14 protein-coding genes and 1 pseudogene are annotated in these 21922 nt (G+C 65.6%); 6 read left to right on the top strand and 9 right to left on the bottom strand.

All coding sequences use genetic code 11. The features are described from left to right. Positions 1 to 44 precede the first annotated feature (44 nt). Genes ACE37B_RS14665 through ACE37B_RS14655 form a run of 3 tightly spaced genes read left to right on the top strand, consistent with a single transcriptional unit; the run spans position 45 to position 3870 of the window. Entirely contained in the window at positions 45 to 1376 is a 1332-nt protein-coding gene (locus tag ACE37B_RS14665; protein ID WP_409924065.1) for an MDR family MFS transporter, read from the top strand. Beyond that, positions 1373 to 2296 carry an alpha/beta fold hydrolase gene (locus ACE37B_RS14660; RefSeq protein ID WP_409924064.1) on the top strand — a complete coding sequence of 308 codons (924 nt, stop codon included), beginning with the start codon at positions 1373 to 1375 and terminating at the stop codon, positions 2294 to 2296. The genes ACE37B_RS14665 and ACE37B_RS14660 overlap by 4 nt, the downstream gene beginning before the upstream one ends. Continuing rightward, positions 2293 to 3870 (top strand): MFS transporter, encoded by a 1578-nt coding sequence (locus tag ACE37B_RS14655; RefSeq protein WP_409924063.1) that lies wholly within the window; start codon positions 2293 to 2295, stop codon positions 3868 to 3870. Before ACE37B_RS14660 ends, ACE37B_RS14655 begins: the two co-directional genes overlap by 4 nt. 518 nt (positions 3871 to 4388) lie before the next feature. Here the strand turns inward: ACE37B_RS14655 and ACE37B_RS14650 are convergent. From ACE37B_RS14650 to ACE37B_RS14610, 9 genes and pseudogenes are all read right to left on the bottom strand, one after another. Continuing rightward, positions 4389 to 5708, bottom strand: a complete 1320-nt coding sequence (locus tag ACE37B_RS14650; protein WP_409924062.1) for a Wadjet anti-phage system protein JetD domain-containing protein — start codon at positions 5706 to 5708, stop codon at positions 4389 to 4391. Next, entirely contained in the window at positions 5705 to 9049 is a 3345-nt protein-coding gene (locus tag ACE37B_RS14645) for an ATP-binding protein (protein WP_409924061.1), read from the bottom strand. The genes ACE37B_RS14650 and ACE37B_RS14645 overlap by 4 nt, the downstream gene beginning before the upstream one ends. Beyond that, entirely contained in the window at positions 9046 to 9759 is a 714-nt protein-coding gene (locus ACE37B_RS14640) for a DUF4194 domain-containing protein (RefSeq protein ID WP_409924060.1), read from the bottom strand. Before ACE37B_RS14640 ends, ACE37B_RS14645 begins: the two co-directional genes overlap by 4 nt. Further along, entirely contained in the window at positions 9756 to 11222 is a 1467-nt protein-coding gene (locus ACE37B_RS14635) for a DUF3375 family protein (RefSeq protein ID WP_409924059.1), read from the bottom strand. Before ACE37B_RS14635 ends, ACE37B_RS14640 begins: the two co-directional genes overlap by 4 nt. 198 nt (positions 11223 to 11420) lie before the next feature. Further along, a complete protein-coding gene (locus tag ACE37B_RS14630; RefSeq protein WP_409924058.1) occupies positions 11421 to 13187 on the bottom strand; it encodes a ThiF family adenylyltransferase in 1767 nt (588 codons plus the stop codon). A 10-nt stretch (positions 13188 to 13197) separates the two neighbouring features. Continuing rightward, positions 13198 to 14220, bottom strand: coding sequence for an SMODS domain-containing nucleotidyltransferase (locus tag ACE37B_RS14625; protein ID WP_409924057.1), 1023 nt, complete (start codon positions 14218 to 14220; stop codon positions 13198 to 13200). Beyond that, on the bottom strand, positions 14217 to 15398 hold the full coding sequence (locus tag ACE37B_RS14620; protein ID WP_409924056.1) for an HNH endonuclease: 1182 nt from the start codon (positions 15396 to 15398) through the stop codon (positions 14217 to 14219). Before ACE37B_RS14620 ends, ACE37B_RS14625 begins: the two co-directional genes overlap by 4 nt. A gap of 69 nt (positions 15399 to 15467) precedes the next feature. Next, positions 15468 to 15599: a DUF2188 domain-containing protein gene (locus tag ACE37B_RS14615; RefSeq protein ID WP_409924055.1), complete on the bottom strand. Its 132-nt coding sequence runs from the start codon at positions 15597 to 15599 to the stop codon at positions 15468 to 15470. A 34-nt stretch (positions 15600 to 15633) separates the two neighbouring features. Further along, positions 15634 to 15717 (bottom strand): annotated as a pseudogene (locus ACE37B_RS14610) (DUF2188 domain-containing protein); the annotation flags it as partial. Between the two features lie 149 nt (positions 15718 to 15866). On the opposite strand from ACE37B_RS14610, the gene ACE37B_RS14605 reads away from it, so the two are divergent. The 3 genes from ACE37B_RS14605 (at position 15867) to ACE37B_RS14595 (ending at position 21918) form a co-directional block, all read left to right on the top strand. After that, a complete protein-coding gene (locus tag ACE37B_RS14605) occupies positions 15867 to 16337 on the top strand; it encodes a helix-turn-helix domain-containing protein (protein ID WP_409924054.1) in 471 nt (156 codons plus the stop codon). Positions 16338 to 16355: 18 nt separating this feature from the next. Further along, the gene (locus ACE37B_RS14600) at positions 16356 to 16910 is read left to right on the top strand and encodes a PIN domain-containing protein (RefSeq protein ID WP_409924053.1); all 555 of its coding nucleotides are present in this window, start codon (positions 16356 to 16358) and stop codon (positions 16908 to 16910) included. A 130-nt stretch (positions 16911 to 17040) separates the two neighbouring features. After that, entirely contained in the window at positions 17041 to 21918 is a 4878-nt protein-coding gene (locus ACE37B_RS14595; RefSeq protein WP_409924052.1) for a DEAD/DEAH box helicase, read from the top strand. Positions 21919 to 21922: the final 4 nt, after the last annotated feature.

The raw sequence follows: 21922 nt of genomic DNA, 5'->3' as shown, positions 1-21922 counted from the left end.
CTACCTGCTGGCGTCGACGGCGAGCATGCCGTTGTGGGGGAAGTTTGTCGGACCTCTACGGCCGCAAACGCATCTACCAGACCGCGATCGTGCTGTTCCTCGTGGCGTCGATGCTGTGTGGTCTGTCGCAGACGCTGGGGCAGCTGATCGCATTCCGCGCTCTGCAAGGCGTCGGTGGTGGCGGGTTGATGTCACTGACGTTCACGATCGTCGGCGACATCGTCCCACCACGCGAGCGGGGCCGCTACACCGGCTATCTGACCGGCACGTTCGCGTTGGCCAGCGTGCTCGGTCCGCTCATCGGTGGAGTGCTCACCGATCACTTCTCGTGGCGTTGGGTGTTCTACGTGAACATCCCGATCGGGATCGCCGCGTTGTTCGTCACCGGTGTCGTGCTCCGGCTGCCGTTCCACAGGACCCGGCATCGAATCGACTTTGCCGGCTCCGGGCTGCTGGTGTTGTCGGTGCTGGCGTTGTTGTTGGCGACCGCGTGGAGCAGTGACGAGTACGGATGGAGTTCACCGCTCACGGTCGGGCTCTACCTGGTGTCGGTGGTCGGCGGTTCGGTGTTCATCTGGTGGGAACGCCGAGTCGCGGAGCCGGTCATCCCGCTGCGCATGTTCAACCGGCCCGGGTTCAGTTCGTCGGTGGCGATGGCGTTCCTCGCCGGTGCGGCGATGTTCGGCGCGATCGTCTACCTGCCGTTGTTCTTCCAAGGCGTCCAGGGACGCCAAGCCACCAACGCCGGGCTGCTGCTGTTGCCGTTGATGCTGGCGCTGATGGTTGCGTCGCTCGTGGTCGGTCGCCTGACCACCCGAACCGGCCGCTACAAGATCTACCCGACCATCGGCACCATCGTCGCCGCTGGCGGACTGTGGTTGCTGTCCACCATGAACCCCATGACCGGGCGGGTCGCGTCGTCGCTGTGGATGATCGTGCTCGGGGTCGGTGTCGGCGCGACCCTGTCGGTGCTCACCATCGCAGTGCAGAACGCGGTCGAGATGCGCGACCTCGGCGCCGGCACCGCGTCCGTCAACTTCTTCCGCACCCTCGGCTCCACGATCGGTGTCGCGGTGTTCGGCACCATCCTGGCCAGCCGCCTCGACACCGAACTCGCCGACCGGCTCGTCGGTGTCGACCTGCCACCCGATGTCACCGCCGACACACTCGCTCGCAGCCCGCGAGCCATCGCCGCGCTCCCCGAACCACTCCACAGCGCGGCGACCGGCGCGCTGTCGGCATCGATCACCACCGTGTTCGCCGTGGCCGCGGTGGTCATGGTCGGCGCGTTCGTGATCTCGATCCGGATGCGCGAACTCCCGCTGCGCGATCTGGCGGCGATGACATCCGCACCACCGATCGTGGAGCCCGCATGAGCGTTCGCCAATCAACCATCATCACAGGCCACCACGGCGTCACCCTCGTCACCGACGTCTACCCACGACCAGCCAACCAGAAGCCGCCGGTGATCCTGCTCCACGGTGGCGGACAGAACCGTCACGCCTGGACCAAGACCGCACGCACCATCCACGCCGCCGGCCACCACGTCATCGCCTACGACACCCGCGGTCACGGCGACAGCAGCTGGGACCCGACCGGACGCTATGACACCGACGACCTCGCCCACGACCTGCTCGCGGTCCGCGACCATTCCTGCGGGTCACGAGCTGCCGTCGTCGTGGGCGCGTCGATGGGCGGCATGACCGCGCTCACCGCGCACCGCATCGCACCCCCGACACTGTGGGCCGGGGTCGTGCTCGTCGACGTCACCCCCCGCATGGAGATCGACGGAGCCCGCCGCGTCGTGCAGTTCATGTCGGCCCACCCCGACGGATTCGCCACCCTCGAAGACGCCGGCGACGTGATCGCCGCCTACAACCCGCACCGGCCCCGACCCGACAACGTCGACGGACTCACCAAAGTGCTCCGCCAACGCAACGACGGCCGCTGGGTGTGGCGCTGGGACCCGGCATTCATCACCTCCAAGACCGATGTCATGCACGCCGACCCCGCCAGCAGCGAACAACGTTTCCGGCAGATGGCCGAACAGCTCCTCGACGGCGCCCGACGCATCACCGCCCCCACACTGCTCGTGCGCGGCGCCATGTCAGATCTGGTCAGCCCCGACACCGTCGACGAGTTCCTCACCGCCGTCCCCCACGCCACAGCCGTCGACGTATCCAACACCGGACACATGGTCGCCGGCGACGACAACGACGCGTTCACCACAGCCGTCCTCGCCTTCCTCGACCGCATCCCCCCGATCCCCCAACCCAGACAGGCCCCCGACCGATGACTCACCACCTGCCCGACGACGCCGTGCTGCTCGACCCGGTCGACCCGCACACCGACGACGAGGCCGTCGCCGACGCCCGACAACGACGCCTCATCTTGATCACCATGTGCATTTCGCTGATCGCCGTGATCGCGTCATCGTCGGGGCTCAACGTCGCCCAACAGGCACTCGCGGCCGACATCGGCGCAACACAGTCCCAACTGCTGTGGATCATCAACGGCTACACCCTCGCCCTCGCCGCACTTCTCATGCCCATCGGCGCGATCGGTGACCGCTGGGGCCGCAAACCCGTCCTCGTCAGCGGACTCGTCCTGTTCGCCGCCGCCAACCTCGCCTCCGCGTTCGTCAACACACCCGAACCACTCATCGCGCTCCGCATCGTCGCCGGGATCGCCGCCGCGATGATCATGCCCGTCACCCTGTCGGTGATCACCACCAGCTTCCCCGCCGCCGAACGCGCCAAAGCAATCGGAACCTGGGCAGGCGTCGCTGGTGCCGGCGGCATCCTCGGACTGTTCGCCTCCGCAGCCATCATCGACAACGCCACCTGGCCCTGGGTGTTCTCCGTGCCCGTCATCCTCGCCGCCGTCTCGCTCGTCGCGACACTGTTCGTCGTTCCCCACTCACGCGAACACATCGAAACCGGGTTCGACATCGGCGGCGCCGTCCTGTCCGTGCTCGCCGTCGGTGGCCTCGTCCTCGCCGTCCAAGAAGGCCCCGAACAAGGCTGGACCGCCACCATCACCATCATCGGCTTCATCATCGGCGTCGCCGCCGCCATCGGGTTCGTCCTCGTCGAGCTCCGCCGCGACCACCCCCTGCTCGACGTGCGACTGTTCCGCAACGAAGGACTCACCACCGGATCGGTCAACCTGTTCGTGGTGTTCGCCTTGATGTTCGCTCTGTTCCTGATCCTGGTCCAGTTCCTCCAAGCAGTCCTCGGCTACACCGCCCTGCACGCTGCCACCGCCCTGCTCCCGATGGCAGTGATGATGATGCCGCTGTCCACCGTCGCCCCGACCATCGCCCACAGGATCGGCTACCGACGGACAGTTGTCACCGGCATGCTCACCCTCGCCGCAGGCCTCACCCTCCTCGCGTTCCTCGCCGACGCCGACCGCGGCTACCTCTCCATCCTCCCCGGCCTGCTGCTCATCGGCGCCGGCGTCGGCCTCGCGATGAGCCCCTCCACCACCGCCATCACCTCGTCGCTCACCGAGGACAAACAAGGCGTCGCCTCCGCGCTCAACGACACCGTCCGCGAAATCGGCGCCGCGATGGGCATCGCCCTCATCGGCTCGGTCCTCAACTCCCAGTTCCGCGCCAACATCACCGACGTCGCCAACACCTTCACACCCGAGACCGCGGACCGCATCAAAGAAGGCATCGGCAGCGCACTCAGCACCGCCGCACAACTCGGACCCGACGGACAACCACTCGTCACCGCAGCCCGCAACGCCTACGTCGACGGCATGACACCCGCCCTGCTCATCGCCGCCGCCCTCGCCGTAGCCGCCGCCGCCTACACCGCATGGACCGGACTACGCGCCCACCGCGGCACCACAACGCCCTGACCGGGCGACTCCCGACCCTGCCGCGCCACGTCGATCACATCTCGCGCACTGTCCGACATATCTCCCAGCAAATGCACGCAAAACCGCACACGCGATCCGGAGAACCCGCCGGCGACCAAGCTCCAACATCCCCGGCCGCCTTCGGAGTGCGGGGCTCCGCCGACCAAGCCGGCGCCCCGAGGCAGCAGACTCGTCAGGGAGCCGATGTCAAGCCCTCACAGATACCGAACACCAGACCGGCGGGTCGACGACCCGAAGGTCAGCTCGTCGTTCGCCTGACGATCAGCGGCTCCCAGACGGCCTCCGCTGCGAAAGTCCTGGTCAACCAGCTGTCGGTCGTCGGAGCGGGCCCGATGATCGTCCTCAACCGCTGGTCGGGGGACCTGCTGTACAACAGCTGGTGTTGTACAGCAGACCGAAAACGGCAAGAGACCCTCCCCGACGATCTCGTCGGAAAGGGCCCCTGACCTGGTGTTTCCTTGGTGGCGGGGGCAGGATTTGAACCTGCGACCTTCGGGTTATGAGCCGACAGCGTCACGTGCGCTCTCGTCGGTGCCCGGATGCGTCAGCGCAGGTAGTGAGCTACTTTCTCGCTCGGCTGGAGTGCGGCCGTGTGCGTCCGTCGGCTCCCGTGTGCGCCCGTCGTGTTCGCGTTCTGTTCGCGCCAGAACCGTCCCAGCCGCCAACGCATGCACGAGTTCCCGGTGGGCCGTGTCGAGCGGGATGCGCTCCTGCTCGATGCGGCGAGGCCCCTCCCACGCCGGATCTGTGATTCGTTCGAGGAGGTTCCGTTCGGCGCCGGTCAGGAACGGCGTGGGCGCTGGAGCGCCCTGTGGGAGAGGGCTGCCGTCGGCGAAGGTTGGCGAGGCGTAGGGCGCGTAGCGGTCGAGGCTGGCTTGGTCCATGAGAATCGATTCGGCGTCGATACCGGTGCTGCGGAGCCGGTCGAGGATGACCAGGCCATGAGCGTCGAGGTCACCCCAATAAAAGATGCGGGGACATGCGACGATCCAGGGGATCCTGGCGAGTCGGGTCACGGCGTTGCCATTGCCTTCGATGACGATGCCGTCGGCGATCTCGGGGAAGAAGAGGGCTGAGTCCTTGTTCTCGGTGATCAGGATCACTTGCGGCTGATAGCCGGGGGGCTGGTGCGGTTCGTCGAGGGCGGCCGAGTCGCGGCGTCGGTTGCCCTGTCGGATCCAGCCTCCATCGAGGTAGCTGAAGTGGACCCGTGAGGGACGAGTGACGAGCCCAAGTTCCGTCCGCCCGGAGAGACCGGTGACGACGCGCATGTTCCGGTCGAGCCACTTGGCGTGGAGTCCTGCGATTGGGACTTGTCGGGCGGTGAGACCTGCCGCGTTGTGCTGGCGGAACCAGACGGCCGCTGCACGTGCGAGATCGAAGTCGACATCGCTGAGTTGGGCCGCTCCGCGCAGCAGACCACTCGTGAGGGTTTCGGGGAACTCGTCGTGCAGAACCCGGGCACGCCTACGCGCGGCACCGAGCCGTTCAGGCCAGTCGGCGTCGGATGCAGCGGCAGCCGTCGCTATGTCCGGGATGGCAACGCGAGTGGGGATCGAGCGTGTGGCGCCACCGACACGTCGGTTCGCGACCGTGAGGGTGCAACCGTTGGCCTGGGCCCAGGCGTTCCAGGCAAGAATCCAGCGCCAGACGTCGCTCCATTGTTCGTTGAGCGTCTGGCCGCTGAGGCTGGTGAGGGTCACGGTCCACGGCCATCGAGGGTCGACATCGCCTCGGGCCTCGGCGAGGACGCTGTCGGCCCAGTGCTTCTCGAGGCGGTGAGTGATGAGGCCTTGAACGTCTTGGACCGTCTTCATGCGCGCTCGATGACTCGGACCAGGCTGCGGCCGGTGTTGGTCTTGTCGATGAACAGGGTGCGCGGAACGTGGGGCTCGAGGGCTTGGTACTTGTCGACCGGGGCGGCGACGACGAGTTGAAACCCGAGTCGCTTCCAAGCGTTGACCGCGCGACCAGCGAAAAGTGCGTCGGCCTTGATGAAGGCCTCGTCGAGGAGGACGGGAGCGAAGGCCGGTCCGTGCGTCGGCTCGCCACCGAGCCGGTAGCGGAGAGCGGAGCCGACGATGAAGGCGATGAGCTCTTGCGTTTCGCCACCTGACTTGCCGCCGAGGGTGTCGAACTGGGCGACGACCGTCCCATCGGGGGTGACGCGCTCGGCGGTGATGTGGATGTGCCGTCGAACGTCGAGGAGCAGGGCTCGCTCCGAGCTTTGGAGATCAGCGTTCAGGCGCCGGTAGGCCTCGAAGCGACGGGCGGCGTGTGCTGCGTCCTCGGCGACGACCGGGGCGGAGAGCTCGGTGAGGCGCTTGCGGAACTTCGAGACGGTGTCGGGCTCGAAGCGTCGGGTTCGGATCAGCAAGTGGTCGTTAGCTGTGCCGTTCGGTGCGTTCGGATGTCCGAACGGGATGCCGGACAGGATCTGGTTGATCGCACTGATTCGCGTGGTGATCTCGTCAACGGCGGTTTCCATCGCAGAGCGGACGGCGTTGACGTCGTCGCCGCTCCAACGGTTGACGGCGTTGAGGAAGGCATCGCGGACCTGCGCGAGTCCGGCCGTCTCGAGCGCGTCCAGGATGGCGAGGTACTCGCGGGCCGACGCGATCCCTGTGCCACGGTTGGGATCCGGCCATCGATTGGCGTAGGTCTCGAAGGTGGCGGTCAGTTGGCGTGCTCGTTGATCAGCTTCGCCTTCGGCGCTTCTACGGCGTTCGCGCAACGCGCCGCATACACGCTGACTGCTGGTGTCGATCTGCTTGAGATCAATCGAGCCGACGACCGAGCAGCTCTCCTCGAGCAGAGCCGCTTGTTCAGGTTGGAGTTCCGGCGTCGACGCAGCGAGGGGTCCGTAGTCGACGAGCAGCTGGGTAAGTCGGCCAACCTCGTTCCTGGCGTCCGTCTCGCGATCGGCAGCCTCGTGCGCCGCAGTGTTAGCGATCTTCCACAGGCGGTCGGCCTCTTGAGCCGCGTCCTCGAGCCGGGCGAGATCCGGGTTGGCGGTCTTGGCTCGTTCGACCTCTTCCTCAGCGGCTTCGAGGAGGCCGCGCGCAAGTTCGACGTCAATCGAATCCCACGTGACGCCCCGGACGCTGAGGAACGCGTCCCGGCGGTCGTGTCGCAGCTTTCGTGCCGCTTCCACATCGCGCACCTCGTTCGCGAGTTCGCCCAGCCGCGTGTCGATCTGCTTGATGCGTTCGTCGAGTTCAGCGATCACCTGCTCGCTCCCGAAGCCGATCAACGGACGTGAGTGGCCACCGTGTGCGCCGCGTTGGCCGCGTCGGGTCTGACCGCTTCGTGTGACGCGTGGGGTGTTGTCCCCAATGAGTGCGGTGACATCGTCGACTCGGAGGTGGTTGGCCTCGCGGAGAAGCTGCTTGTGGAGCCACCCTGCCCATCGGCTTGCGCGGTCGACGATGAGGGCTTCGGCGAGTGTGCCTGGGCTGGCGTCGAAGCGGCTCTCGACGCCAGTGTCGGCGCCGACGAAGCGGAAGCGTCGTGCGAAGCGATGCGGGTTGAGGGTGTCTCGCACGCGGTCGTACGTGGTGCTGTCGATGACGAGCTGGGTCGCGAAACCACGCAGGACGACATCAGCGGCGACTCGCCAGTCTTCGTGTTCAGGCGCGAGGTCGAAAATCTCGGCCGCGAAGGGAAGTTCGTTGGGTGCAACTCCGATCAGCGCGGCGATCTCGCAGCGAAGTCGGTGATCTTCGCCGCTGATCTTGCCGCCGCGTCTGGCGAGGTCGTCTCGCTCCTCAATCAGTTCGTTGCGATCCTTGACGAGATCGCTGCCCTCCTTGCGGAGGTCTGCTGCATCGTCGTCCAGCTTCTGCGCGACTTGGTCGGTGCTGTTGGTCAGACGCTCCGCCTCGCGCTGCGCGGCAAGGAAGCCCTCCATCGTCGAGATGTCGATCCCGGCAGGCGCGACGGTGTCGGCGAGTCGCCCGGCAGCGGCTTGTGCCTTGCGGAGGTCATCCCGGAAGTCGGCCACCTCGGCGAGGAGTCGTGGCAGATCGCCGACTGCGTTCTGCAGATCTGTCCTGGCGTCGTCTCGCCGTTGAAGCGCTGCCTTCTCCTTGGCTGCTGCGGCACGGGCCTCTGCTCCGGCTGTTGCCAGAGAATCCGACGCGACGTCCAGTTGCGTTTCGGCGCGTTCGACAACGGTGCGCGCCTGCCAACGGGCGAACGGACCATCGGGTGAGTCCAGCTCGAGCGCGCCGATCGCCCGTACACGATCAAGCGCCGCCTCCCGAGCGGCGTATGCCTCACGGATCGGAGCGAGGGTGGTTTGCTGGTTCTCCGCATCGACCATCGCTGCGTGGGCGGCTTCGAGGGCAGTGAAGTGGTTCACAGCGGACTCGGCCGCTGCGAACGTTGCTGGTTCCTCGAGGACGAGATCTCGGTACAGGCCGACGACGTCGTGGACCGAGCGGCCGGCTTGGACGCTGGCGAGCAGGCTCATGGCTTTCTCGCCGTTGTCGGCCTTGCCGATGTGGAGCCGCTGGTAGACGCGGGCGACGAACGAGCCCGGCTGGGAGTGGACTGACAGACTGGGGCCGTAGATCGTTCGTAGGTTTGCGAACTGCTCGGCGGCGTCGGTCTCGGCTGTTCGCAGGTCGAGCGGACCGTCGGCGGTGACCAGTCGGGTACGGACATCTTCCATGCTTCGGGCGCAGCGAGGGATGTGCCACAGGCGCGCGGCGGTGAAGCTGTCGTCAGCGCCTTCGGGGCGGGAGCGTTCGAACATGACAGCGACGGCGCCCCAGGCGTTCGTGTTGCCCCGGAGGGTCCGGTCGACGGTCTCGCCGTCGACGACTGTGGAGTCGATCTTGCCTCGGACGTAGGTCAGGACGCTGCGCTGGCCGTCGCCTCGAGCGCGTCCTCGTCCGGCGTTGGAGGCGTTGTTGAATGGGACCTTGGCGGACATCATGACGGCGATGTAGGCGTCGAGCAGCGTGGACTTGCCTGCTCCTGACCCGCCGGTGAGGATCGTTCCGGCCTGGTCGAACAACACCTCGTGCCATCCGTCGAATCCGCCCCAGTTGACGACCTGCATCCGGGCTATTCGCCAGCCTTGAACCGGTTGCGTCGCTGATTCGTCGGTGTCGTCGAGCGAGTCGATGATCGGGTCGTCGGTTGCGCTCACTGATCGCCCTCGTCATCGAACTCGCCGGGCTTTCCGTTCGAGTCGGGTGCGTTGTACAGCACTTCGTGGAGGGCGAGGAGGGTGTCATAGGGCAACGCAGCCTCGATGACTCGGTCAATCGTGTAGGCCTCCTCGTTTGCGTCTCGGCGGAGGATGCCGATCTCAATCATCTTCCTGATCGCTCGTGCCTCCTTCTCAGCCTTGGCCTTCTCGTCGGCGACATGCGCGGGTCGGTACTCAGAGAGTGTCGTCAGCAGGTCTGCGTGGTCAACGCGGGCGACGCGGTCAGCAGTGTCCATCGTCAGCGACCTGAGCAGGACGAGGAGTGCGGTCTCCTCGAGGCTGTAGCTCACGTCTCGGAGCAGTGTTGGGGCTCCGTCCTCGATCGGCGCCTGCTTCTTGAACATCACCTCTCTCGTGGTGTCGATCACCAGCGTGAGGTTGTGGTTGTTCAGGTCGGCGCGGACCAGTGGGAGATTTCGGACCAACGGGTCCCAGTGCTGCGGATGCTGAGCTTTCGAGATGAAGCGTCGTTTGTAGAGATGCACGACTGCGTCCCTGAGCGCAGGGGCCCAGGTCCCTTCGTCGCCGGCGAATCGCTCCGAAGCATCAGCGTTGGCGTCGTCAGCCGCATCCCAGTGTGAGCCGTCGCCGCCAAGGGCGTCCGGCGTCTCTGCAAACGCCGCGAGGTCCCGTGATTCGTCGGTCATGGCTGGTTCTCAAGGTGGGTGATCAACAGATCTGTGGTGCTGAGACTGACCTCGCTGCCGTCGGGGCGGACCGTCCGGTGCGTCATCCGCCCGCCTGCCGGGGCTTCGGCACCGGCGAGCTGAAGTAGCCCAAGCAGATCGACGGGCCGTCGCATCTCGGGATCGAGGTCAGCGAACACCTCGGCGACCGACACGATCCCATGGTCGGCGAGACGGCTGGCGATGGCATCGTGAAGCGCCTTGTAGCTCGGTCCTCCATAGCGGCGCAGGTCCTCGAACGACGGCCCGCTCCCCTCATGTTCGTCGAACTCAGCGTCGTGCAGCGGAGGCGGCGGGATGTGGTCGTTAGGGTCGTGGAACCGGGTCGGCAAGTGGCCCACCTCGACCTCCGTTGGAAGGACGCCGGGCGGCGAGTTCCAGCGTTGCCCACTCCGGCCGATCTCGATGAGCCGATCCCGTATGTCGTCGAGGAGGGCTCGGACCTCGCCGTCTCGGTCAGTTCGCTGCTCGATACGAGCACGGAGCGTCTCGCTGGCGCGGCGGCGGCGCGCCAGAACCTGATCGACACCTGACTGCAGCAGTAGGACTGCACCCCGTGCTCGCGCCAGCAGCTCGGGACGAGCTTGCCGAGTGAACGGATGCGAGAGAAACACGTCGAGGTCATCGCGCAGCCCTTGGCGAGCTGCGTCGTTACGGAACAGTTCCGACGCCCCCACGAACGCTGCCGCTCGGGCGTCCTCGCCGAGCGCCTCTAGCCGATTGAGGTACTCGCGGATCACGGTTGACGCAGGTCGGTCATCCGCTCGGAACGCGTCGGCCAACTCACGATGGATCTCGTCGATCGCCTCGGCTGCGGCAAGGAAGTCAGCGGGCAGGTCGGCGAGCAGCCGGTTCAGGTTGGCGAGTCGTTCGAGCATGCGAGCATCAGAGGCCACATCGATTTCGCCGCCTCCCGCGACCCGATCACGCTCGGCCTGCAAGACCGCGATCTGCTCATCCAGCCGAGCAAGCCGGACCTGCGCATCCGGGTTCGCGTCCATCGCACATTGACGAGCAGCGTGAAGCACCGTTGCGATCGTCGACTCTGACAGCTGCGGCCGCTCCTGCATGTTCCGCTCGATCGTCGTCAAGGCATCCTCGGCGTGGGCCGTCTTGACGTACACCTCTGCGTCGTCGCTGGACGTGAGCCGTCGAATCCATTGGTCGCGCATCCACCCTCGACACACCTCCCGGCCAGACCCTGCGGGTACCTCGAGTCCTTCGGCGGCGAGCTCTGCCTGCGCCTGTTCCACCCAGAGATGCAGCACGTGCGTCTGAACCTGAGACACGTCCGAACCGAAGGCAGTCCGGAACACGGCTACGAGAAACGCTGCCTGCTTTCGTGCGAGGAACCGCACGGCAGGCGCCTCAAGCGCACTTGCGGCCTCACCGTACGCGAGCAACAACGCATCCCGCGTCGTCACCGCCTCACCTGCACGGCATCTGCGGCCCTGTCGACACCCGCAAGGCTTTCCACGTACCTGACTCTAGGAAATGGGTGTGACACTGTTCCGCCCGCTCCTCGACGGGATCTCGACACGAGCAGACTGGCCAGGCCGCCAGATCAGCACGCGGGGTTGGTCGATAGGCGCGCATCGCCGCCTCGGCGGGGTTCATCATGGCTATCGGAACGCAATGAAGTGGTGCCCGCCACCAGCCGCGCCTCTGGCGTGACTGGACTCGATGAGGTGTGCGCCGCTTGTTGTGGACGCGAGGTGAGCTGCGAGGAGACTGACGAGGGAGCCGGCCAGGCATGCGAGATCCGCTGAGGATCCGTGGAAGGTAGGGGTTGAACAGCCGAGCGCTGGCACGAGCTGGTCGGCCTTGGTCGGCGTGGTCCAAAAGCCATGGAAGCGTTCCAGCGCTGGGTCATCGCGGATTGCGGTCCAGGTGGCGTCGTCGATCGTGGCGGGTCCGACGCAGATGTCGGACGCGGCGACTATCAGAAGCCCGAGGGTGGCCGTTCGGGGGTCGGTAGCGACTTGGGCGATCTGTGGGGCCGAAGTTGCTGCGCGCCGCCACTCGTCGAGGCGGGCGGCGACAGTGACGTTGATCGTGGCGTCGATCAGTAAGTCGGCGTCGGCCGTGTACCCGTCGGCCAGGATGTCAAGGGCGTTCGCAGGACCGCTTTCGATGTCGATGTCGTCACTGATCGCTCGAAGTCGGATGGCAAGCTGATCGGCCTTGGACAATCCGATGTCGTCTTCGACGTAGTTCTGACGGACGAGCAGGCCACCGGTGACGGCGCCGGTGTCGCGGAGAACGATGCGCCGGGCGCCAGCGCGGGCAATGAACTCGGCCATCCATGAACCAAGTCCCCCGCAGCCCCAGAGCTCGATGGACTTGCCCGTGAAGGCTGCGGTGGGTCGTCGTGAGTCGCGGCGTGTGGCCACTTCAGGTCGTTCGTCAGACACGTTGGTCCATCCGATCGGTAGGGCAGGAAGCTGGTTGAGGAACTGGGGCTGCAGGGCGACGGCGAGGGGGATTGGCGCGACAGCGGCAGCGGACGCGATGTAGCTGAGGCGCGGGTCGGTCGGATGTGCGACGTCGACGAAGATGCGAAGTGGGTGCTTACCGAGGCGGGCGATGAGGCGTTGTGCTGCCGCGAGTGCGTCGGTTGCCGCAGGTCCGTCGGCGTGCTGTACGCGGGTCAGCAGATCACCCAGGGTTTCAACTCCGATCAGCCCGAAGGGCATGGCCGCGCTGGTGCGCAATACCAGTGCTTCGGTCGTGTCTCGAGGATCCTCAGCGCTTCGGGACGACCAGCGGACAAGGTCGGCGCGGCGTGGATGTCGGAGCTTGATCGTTGCTCGCCCGATCTGGGGTCGCGCCGGACTGTGGTTGGACTGGCGGATGACGACGGTGCCAGCAGCTCGTGGGCTTGGAGGTAGACCGCCGATGGGATGGTAGAGAGCGGTGCGGGCGTCGAACAGGTTCGCTGCGGCGTCTTGGAGCCATTGCACGAGACTGGCAATGACACCACCTGCTCCGAGGGCGGGATGCCATTCACGGTCCGTGTCGAGATAGATGCAGAGGATTCGGCCGAGGAGAACGTGGGGGTGCCCGAGGAATCGATCGTGAGTAACGAGTGCGATCGGTGGCCTGTTGGGGTAGTTGCCATCGAACCACAGCTCGATGTCCTCATGATCAGTCGCGATCGGCAGCCCGGCAGCGACTCGCTCGATATGTCTGGTGTCGATGCGCACTCGAGCGTTGAACTCCCCCTTGCCGACGTGGAGGTCCGTCACGCTCAGGATGGACGGGTGGCGGTCGGCGAGTTGAAGGAGTTCGGCTCGCGCTTGTCGTTGTCCGGTCGTGCGTTGCTTCGCGGTTGCGGCTTGGGCGTGGGCCCGACGCCTCTGGCGACGCTCCTTCGCTTTGCCGGACACGCCCGGCTCCTCAGCCGCCGCGACTCGACGAGACCGTCGTGAGCCCGGCGGTGCCGGCCGCGGCGCCGCCGGCGCCACTCGCCCCAGAATTTGATTTTGGTGGAAGCTTGAAGTCAGGTCCTAGGACCTTCTGCCAGAGCTCGAGGCTGCGCTCGATCGACGTGCCGTCTTCGTATGCGGTCTTGGTGGCAGCTGCGAGTACCTCAATCTTGGAGCGGAAGGCGGCGTAGGTGGCGTTGCTCCATCGATGGTCGAACGTGACGGGGTTACCGTCGGGATCCGTCGCACCGGAGGGGTCCTCAATCGATGGCTTGGTCGGGTTCGCCTGGAGCCAGGTGTTGAGGTCGGTGATGAGATGGAAGAAGGCAGTCGGCAGATCGCCGTAGTAGTCGGGATCGGCGACGAGCTTGGAGGATTCGACGCGCTCGCCGAGCATGGCCGTGAGGAGTACCGAGCGGGTGAGGGTGAAGTTGTCCTCGTGGTCGCGCAAGTACTTGAAGAGTCGGATGACCCGCTTGAGGTGTCCACCGGTGATGTCGTTCTTGTCCTTCATCCAAGCTGTAAACCCGGCGGGATCGGTGTCCTCCCACGTGTCGTCGTCGCCGTTGACGATGACCTGGCGGCCATCTGCGAGCACGATGTAGGGGACAACGTCGACGTGGTAGTCGCCGGCGTAGACGACGCGCACGCAGCGGCACTTGGGCGGTTGGACGAGTTCTCTGTACGTGCCGTGACGAGCTAGCGCGCCATGGACTGCGGTGATGTACTTCTTGGGGCTGTCAGCCCAGTCGGCCTGCTCCTTCATCACGAGCATGAAGTCAGCGTCGAACTCGACACCATCGGCGGGCTTGATGATGGTCTCGTGTGGCCACGAACCTTGAGGTTCGTAGTCGAGCACGATCAAGCCGATCTCGGTGTCGGCCTGCAAGGCGTCGAAGATGGCTGTGACGCTGACGTCGAGGCTGTTGAGGCGCGTCTGGTTGATGTTGACGGTGTTCCTCATGAACGCGTTGAAGCTCGCGGTCATTCTCATGGTGTGGTGACCTCCAGGGCGGGGCGGTAGGTGCCATCGTCGAGCCGGTCGTAGACGACGAGGCGGGGGTGTATGCCCCAGCCGACGGATCGACCGAGGGTGACGCCAACCGACACGGGTGCGGCGGCGAACACATGCAGAGTGCGGATGCTCTTATCGTCCTGTTCGAGCTGGCCGAGCATCGTGCGTATCGCGTACTCGATTGAGTCGCGGGTGGTTCGCGATCGAACGGTGTCAGTGTGCGGCACACCCTGCTCGACCTCGATGACGTAGGCAGGTAGCTCGTAGGTTGACACTGGCAGCTCGGACCGGTGGATCGTGCCCGAGGCGTTGATGATGAGCACCGCCTCGGTTGCGGGGTGGTCGTTCGCGTCATCGAGCGGTGGGTCACGGCGCACGGCGAAGGTGGGGTCGTCGGCGGCAGGTTCGGGCCACACCCAACTCTCGGTGGCCCGGTGGCGCTGGAACACGTCGACGGTCAATGCGTCGTCGACCCGTGAGCCGAGGTAGATGAGCAGCGGGAACCTTGCGATGGCGAAGATGCTCAGGTGCGACACAGCCCCGCTCTCGACGGCGGGACGCAGGAGCTGGTTGACGACCTCGTCGATCCGGGCAGTAGCCGCCTTGTAGTACGTGTCGTCGGCGGAGGTTTCGCCAGCCACGTGGCGGAGGTCGATCTCGACGCCTTGACGGTCGAACGAAAGCGGCAGCTCGGGGAACCGGTTCGAGGATCGGAGCACTGCTTCGGTTGCTGCCTCCAGTCCGACATCAACGGTGGCCCCGCGGATGTGGCCTTGCATCCGCAGGAGGCCGGTCCGCTTGCGGCCGACGCTCTCGGTGGCTTGCCGAACTCTACGTTCTTGGTCTGATTTGAGGGCCTGGAGTTGGTCCACGGTGAGCAGGTCGAGCTGAGCGCGCTTGTCGGAGTCCGGGTGATGAAGCCCGCACAGCAGCAGAAGGTTGTCAGCCGAGTTGCGCAGCTTGGCCGACAACCGTGCGTCGCCACGGGGTCCGGCGTCGCTCGCCGCGACATTGTGGGCGACCTCGCCCAGCAACACAGGCCGCCGAGTCAGCTCCGACTCGAGGAGGTAGACGTTGCAGAACGCGCACCGACCGCCTGCCCGGACCCAGACCTTCAACCTCTCATCGGGCGACACCTTGCCCACTCGTCCACTCACTCTGTGCACCTCCGCGAGTATGCAGAAGGGGTGCGACAGCGAGCCGGCGTCATCATCTCGCGTCGAGTCTTAGTGCCGGGTGTCGCGGGGCGGGTTGGGGTCTCGGCCGGGGGCGACGGTGTCGGAGTCGCGGATGCGGCCGTCCTTGCCATGGATACGGACCTCGCCGCCGGCCCTGGTTAGAGACGATCGCCTTCGCACGCCGCTCGGCCTGAGCCTGGGTCGGGGCGTGGGCCGACGCTCGCTTGGCGCCGGGCGCCTTGACGTCCCAGCCACCCTTCGGGTTCGGGACGACGTGACGGTTGTTCGATGAGGCCATCGGGCACCTCCAGGGGAAGGATCATGCTTACACGCTTGTGATTCGACTATACCCCTTGTTTCGAACGCGCGCGCTGTTGCGAATGTTTCGAATAGCGCGTATGATTCGAACAGAGACCAACCCTGCCTACGCTGCTAGGAGACCCGACCGTGGCGCCCGCGCTCCTCGACCACCAGCTCACCGTCCCCGACGAGGCCACAGCCAATCAGGCTGCTGAGGCCGTCGATGTCCTCGAACGGTTCCTCCGCCAACACCCCAACCTTCCCGGGATCGCCGTCTCGCTCAATGCCGACGACTCCGACACCACCCTGCAGATCCCGGGCCACGCCTTGCGGCTGCTGGTCGACATCCTCGCCCAGATCGCCAACGGCAACGCCGTAACCGTCGCACCGGTGCACGCTGAGCTCACGACCCAGCAGGCTGCGGACATCTTGAACGTCTCCCGGCCGTACCTGGTGAAGCTCCTCGAGGAACGCAAGCTCCCCTACCGACGTGTCGGCAACCGTCGCCGCGTGCTGCTCGCCGACCTCCTTGCCTACAAGCGCATCGACGACGCCGACCGGCGGGTCATCGCCGACGAGCTCACCTCCGAAGCGCAGCGTCTCGGCCTGGACTACTAGCGAGCCGGGCAGGCGGGCGTGGCGTTCGATGCAACCTACGACGCGTGCGTCTTGCACCCAGCCGGGCTGCGAGACCTCCTCGTCCGGCTCGCCACCACCGGCATGTTCCGCGCTCACTGGAGCGCAGACATCCTCGACGAGATGGTCCGCTCCATCCTGCGACGTCGACCTGACCTCACCGAAGCGCAACTGGCCCGCACCCGCCAACTGATGTGCGACGCAGTCCCGGACTGCCTCACCACCGGCTACGAGGAACTCATCGACGGGCTCCACCTACCCGACCCCGACGACCGCCACGTCCTCGCCGCCGCCATCCGATCCGGCTCGCAGGTCATCGTCACCGAGAACCTCAGCGACTTCCCGGCCCACGTGCTTCAGACCTACAACATCGAAGGCCAAACCCCCGACGTGTTCCTCCTCCACCTCGTCGACCTCTCACCGAGGACCGTCTTCGGCGTCCTGGAAGCACAGGCCTCAGCTCTTCGGAACCCGCCCATGGACATTGACGAGCTCCTCGATCACCTCGCCCAGTCCGGGCTCCCTCGTTCGATCGCTGCGCTGCGAGCCCAATGAGCGTCCGACCGTCCCTTGCCGTTCCGCTACGTAAACGAGTCGCGCCACACGACGAAATCGCACGGCACCGCGGCCCGATGCTCGGGCGATGCGAGAATCAACCGGTGCGAACGACCGACGGAGCAAGCCTGTGACCCCAGTTGAGACGCTTCTGGAGGAGCTCCGCTCGATCGCCAAGGACGAACGCGACAAGGGCGCCCGTTTCGAGGAGCTGATGCTGCACGCGTTCCGCACGGACCGCACGTTCCAGCAGCAGTTCACCAACGTCTGGAAGTGGATGGACTGGCCCGGGCGTTCCGGCGCAGACATCGGCGTGGACCTGGTCGCTACCGATGCCGAGGGCCGGCTGGTGGCGATCCAGTGCAAGTGCTACTCCCCGAACACCACCCTGACGAAGGAGGAGATCGACTCCTTCGTCGCACTGTCCGGCCAGAGGCAGTGGGGTCGACGGATCGTCGTGGCCACCACCGACCTGTGGTCGACGAACGCACTCAAGTCACTTGAGGGGCATGCGATCCCGATCGAGCGGATCGGCATCGACGACCTCGACGCGATGACCGTCGAGTGGTCCTCGTACGACCTCGCCAACCCTTCCGGTCTCCGGCCAAAGGAGCGGCACACGCTTCGACCCCACCAGGTCGAGGCGCTCGACGCGGTCCGCCGTGGCTTCGAGGCGAGCGACCGCGGCAAGCTGATCATGGCGTGCGGGACCGGCAAGACGTTCACTGCGTTGCGCATCGCCGAAGAGCACGCTGGGGCCGGCAAGTCGGTGCTGTTCCTCGCCCCGTCGATTGCGCTGGTCGCCCAGTCCCTCAAGGAGTGGACAGCGGAGTGCGAGGTCCCCATCCGGCCATTCGCTGTGTGCTCCGACAACACGGCCGGCAAGCCCCTCGAAGGCGAGAACGCCACCCCCCACGACCTCGTCGTGCCACCGACCACCGATCCACAAGCGCTCATCGGCGCCGGCGTCAATCAGCTACCCGACGCCGAGATGACGGTCGTGTTCTCCACGTACCAGTCGATCGAAGTGGTCGCCGAAATGCAGGCGACGACCGGCCTTCGATTCGATCTCATCGTCTGCGACGAAGCTCACCGCACCGCCGGCGTCGCGAGCGTCGCTGGGGACGACAGTGCCTTCGCGCTCGTTCACGACGACGCCGTCGTCCCCGCGGCGAAGCGCCTCTACATGACCGCCACGCCACGACTGTTCAAGCCGGTCGCTACGGACGCCGCCCGTGAGGCCGACGCGGTCCTCGCCTCGATGGACGACCCCGAGTTCTTCGGTGAGGAGTTCCACCGATTGGGCTTCGGAGAGGCGGTCGAGCGAGGCCTGCTCGCCGACTACCGGGTGCTCATCCTCACCGTCGACGAGCGCGCCGTCAGCGAATCGTTCCAGGAGCTGTTGTCCACCAACGGTGAACTCAGCCTCCCCGACGTCGCCCGCTTCGTCGGATGCCTCTCCGGGCTTGCCAAGCTCCCCGGCGCTGCTGGCTCGACCTTCCAGGACGGCGGCGCACCAATGCAGCGGGCCGTTGCGTTCTGGTCGAAGATCGCTGAGTCGGAGCGCTTCGCCGAGCAGTTCGAGCAAGTGGCCGAGTCCTACTTCGACCAGCTCGAGGCCGGCCCGCAAGGCGACGACACCATCCGGCTCGCCGTCCCGACCCGCCATGTCGACGGCACCAGCAAGATCAGCAGTCGTCGCGCCGACATCCGCTGGCTCAAAGAGACACCACCCGACGGCGAATGTCGGGTCCTCACCAACGCCAAGTGCCTCACCGAAGGCGTCGACGTCCCCGCCCTCGACGCCGTCATGTTCCTCACCCCCCGACGTTCCAAGATCGACATCGTCCAAGCAGTCGGTCGCGTCATGCGAAAGCCGCCCGGCAAGCAGCTCGGCTACGTCATCCTCCCGGTCGCCATCACCGCCGGGCTCGACCCCGCCACTGCGCTCGATCAGAACCGCGACTACGACGCCGTCTGGGAAGTCCTCCAAGCCCTGCGGGCGCACGACGAACGCTTCAACGCCTACATCAACCGCATCGCCCTCGGATCTACCAAGCCAGGCTCAGGACCCGACGACCCGATCAAGGTCATCCCCGTCGACATCGACACGCCCAAGACGCCCGACGAACTCCAAGGCCGCCTCTTCGAGTACGAGGAGTGGACCGGCGCGATCTACACGAAGATCGTCCAGAAGGTCGGAACCCGCGCCTACTGGGAGGACTGGGCTCGAGACGTCGCCGCCATCGCGGCTCGGCACGAAACGCGCATCACCGCCATCCTCGACAGCAGTCCCGTCGCGGCATCGGCGTTCGACGAGTTCCTCGGCGAGCTCCACGCAACACTGAACGACAGCATCAGTCGCGATGACGCCGTGTCAATGGTGTCCCAGCACCTGATCACGCGCCCCATTTTCGAGGCGTTGTTCGGAGACGATGCGTTCGCCGCCGCCAACCCGGTCTCCCAAGCGATGTCGGCCATCGTGGCCGTTCTCGATGAGCACAGCCTCGAGACCGAGACCGAGAAGCTGGAAGACTTCTACGCCTCGGTCCGTCGACGAGTCGAAGGCATCCACCCCGACGACGGTGAAGCACGCCAACGCATCATCAAGGACCTCTACGGCCGGTTCTTCAAGATCGCATTCCCACGCGTCGCCGACTCACTCGGAATCGTCTACACCCCCATCGAGGTCGTCGACTTCATCATCCGAGCGACCGAAGCAGCGCTCGCCGAGCACTTCGACGGCGCGAGCCTCTCCGACGAGGGGGTGCACGTCCTCGATCCCTTCACCGGCACCGGCACCTTCGTCACCCGCCTCCTGCAGTCCGGGTTCATCCGCCCGAACGATCTGGAGCGCAAGTTCACCAACGAGCTCCACGCCAACGAACTGTTACTCCTCGCTTACTACATCGCGGCGATCAACATCGAGACCACCTACCGCCAGGAACGCGCCCGCCTAGAGGGTCTCGATCCGGGCTACCAGGCATTTCCAGGCATCGTGCTGACCGATACGTTCCAACTAGGTGAGGTCGGCGAGGGCACGGGCAGTTGGGACGTGTTCCCGATCAACAACCAGCGCGCTGCTCGGCAGAAGGGCCTGAGCATCCGAGTGATCCTCGGCAACCCGCCGTACTCCGCAGGTCAGGACTCTGCGAACGATCAGAACGCGAACCTCAAGTACGCACGTCTGGACGCATCGATCGCGGCTAGCTACGCCAAGCGATCAAGCGGAGTACTCCAGAACAGCCTCTACGACTCCTATGTCCGGGCAATCCGCTGGGCATCCGACCGCCTTTTGAGTTCAGATGACGGTGGCGTAGTTGCCTACGTAACCAACGGCGGCTACATCGACGCCAACGCCGCCGACGGACTGCGCCGCAGCCTCATCGACGAGTTCCATCACGTCTACGTATTCAACCTTCGTGGCAACCAACGCACTGCAGGCGAAGTGTCGCGCCGCGAGGGAGGAAAGATTTTCGACGCCGGAAGCCGCGCGACGGTCGCCATCACTCTGCTCGTGAAGCAGCCCGGCAATGCTCCCGAGACCGGGGGCGCTCTTCACTATCGCGACATCGGCGACTATCTGACCCGAGCGCAGAAGCTGGAGAGCCTCGCTAGCGCACTCCCCTCTCCGGCCGAGGCTCCTCCCAGGTTGTCCGGCATCGAATGGACAACCGTCGTTCCCAACGAGCACGGCGACTGGATCAACCAACGGACGAGCACGTTTGCCGAACTTGTTCCGCTCGTGTCCGACGACGGGCTCGCGATCTTCGAGTTCCACACGCACGGATTGAAGACGAATCGAGATGCCTGGAACTACAACAGCTCTCAAGGCCGCCTCGACTCGAACGTGCGAAGGATGATCGAGTTCTTCAACTCGCAAGTCGATGCCTTCTCGAGGGCCGAGCGTCTCGCCGGCGGGACGGTGAAGGAGAGGGCCGAGCTCGTCAAGAGGTTTGTCGACTTGGACCCGACGAAGTTCAGCTGGGAGCGGGCGAACTTCAGCCAGCTCGCACAGGGCCGACGGCTTGATGTCGCCGATCGGTTCGAAATGGTCGGCGCCTACCGTCCGTTTCACCGTCGGTGGGCCGAGGGTGGTCGGAAGCTCAACAGTGTTGTGGGCCAGCTCCAGCGCGTCTTCCCCCGGCCTGACGCCGCCAACTACGTGATGGCCCTACCGCCCCCCGGATCTAGCGCTCCGCCCTTCAGTGTCCTGATGTCGAACACGCTCATCGACTACGGCTTCTACGCCTCGAGTGCTACTGCCATCTTTCCGCGGTACGGCTACCCGCCAGTTGGCCAAGCGACCGGCGAAACGCTCCTTGATCTCCTCGATGGCAATGGAGCCACCGAGGAACAGCGTCTACACAACGTGACAGATCACGCACTGTCCCTTTACCGCTCCATCGATCCGACGGCTGAGAAGGACGACGTCTTCTTCTACGTCTACGCCGTTCTGCACTCGAACGACTACCTCCGTGCGTTTGCAGCAGACCTGAAGAAGTCGCTCCCACGGGTGCCGCTCCTTCCTACAGCGGAGGGCTTCCGGGCCTTTGTCGCCGCCGGGCGGGAGTTGACGCGCCTCCATGCCGAGTACGAGACCGTCGAACCATGGCCGGGCCTGACACGGGTCCACGCCTCGGGATTTCGGGATGACCACCCGGACGCCTATCGAGTGCTGAAGATGAAGCACCCGAAGGTGACGGACCCGGCGACCGGACAGAAGGTCGAGGACCGTACCCGCATCGTCTACAACGACTGGATCACGATCTGCGACATTCCCGAGCGCGCCTACGACTACGAACTCGGCTCACGATCGGCAATCGGGTGGGTCATGGACGCGTGGCGTGTTCGCACCGACAAAGCGTCGGGCATCGTCAACGACCCGAACGACTGGGCGATCGAACACGATGATCCGACGTACATCGTCGACCTCGTGGGACGCGTTGTGACCGTCTCGATGCGCACGCTCCAGATCGTGGACTCGTTGCCGCCGCTCGAACTGTGAGACT

This window comes from Ilumatobacter sp., assembly GCF_046290335.1.
In the GTDB taxonomy this organism is placed as follows: Bacteria; Actinomycetota; Acidimicrobiia; order Acidimicrobiales; family Ilumatobacteraceae; genus Ilumatobacter_A.
The sequence above is the reverse complement of the archived record's forward strand: the minus strand, read 5'-3'. Positions and strand labels throughout refer to the sequence as shown.

What these genes read in the sequence shown, in the direction of transcription:
- ACE37B_RS14650 (WP_409924062.1), bottom strand. Translation starts at nt 5,708, where the DNA reads ATGAAGACGGTCCAAGACGTTCAAGGCCTCATCACTCACCGCCTCGAG.
- ACE37B_RS14660 (WP_409924064.1), top strand. Translation starts at nt 1,373, where the DNA reads ATGAGCGTTCGCCAATCAACCATCATCACAGGCCACCACGGCGTCACC.
- ACE37B_RS14640 (WP_409924060.1), bottom strand. Translation starts at nt 9,759, where the DNA reads ATGACCGACGAATCACGGGACCTCGCGGCGTTTGCAGAGACGCCGGAC.
- ACE37B_RS14655 (WP_409924063.1), top strand. Translation starts at nt 2,293, where the DNA reads ATGACTCACCACCTGCCCGACGACGCCGTGCTGCTCGACCCGGTCGAC.
- ACE37B_RS14625 (WP_409924057.1), bottom strand. Translation starts at nt 14,220, where the DNA reads ATGAGAATGACCGCGAGCTTCAACGCGTTCATGAGGAACACCGTCAAC.